The following is a 503-nucleotide window of genomic DNA, read 5'->3' on the forward strand; positions in this document are numbered from 1 at the left end:
TGCACATGGGCACTCATACCAAGACGAATGTAACGCTGTTTCTCCGATGTCAGAGGAGGAATGCTTACAGTGAGTGGGTAACTGGCGCCGCTGTTGTTGCTTTGTGACTCCATGCGCTGTACGCCGATGGATGAGAGAACCCCCTCCAGCTCAATGCCTGCGAATGCATCGCCGGTGACTGTCACCGCCTGGCCTGGTTCAAGCATATTGATGTCCACCTCTTCGGCCCGAGCGGCAATATGTATCCGCTCAGTGCTCGCCAAAGTAAACAGCGGCTGCCCCTGGCTGACACGGGTGCCATTCTGTACCGGCTCACTCTCCACCTCACCACTCTGGCTGAGTGGCGGCATCACAACACCGGAAAAGGGAGCCCGCAGAGTGCGCCCCTCGCGCTGTACCAACAGAGCTTCATGGCGAGCCGCAGCATTCTCAAGCTCCATCTCGGCGATGCGCCGATTATCTCCCCGCCCCTGATCAAGGGTAGAGGCCAACTCCGCCTCTGC

General features: G+C 58.8%; 1 protein-coding gene. It reads right to left on the minus strand.

The window, feature by feature from the left end:
- Positions 1 to 503: HlyD family efflux transporter periplasmic adaptor subunit (locus IE061_RS17925; RefSeq protein ID WP_193462214.1), on the minus strand; the 503-nt coding region annotated here is incomplete at both ends.

Origin of the sequence: Vreelandella hamiltonii, assembly GCF_014651795.1 — a bacterium.
GTDB lineage: Bacteria > Pseudomonadota > Gammaproteobacteria > Pseudomonadales > Halomonadaceae > Vreelandella > Vreelandella hamiltonii.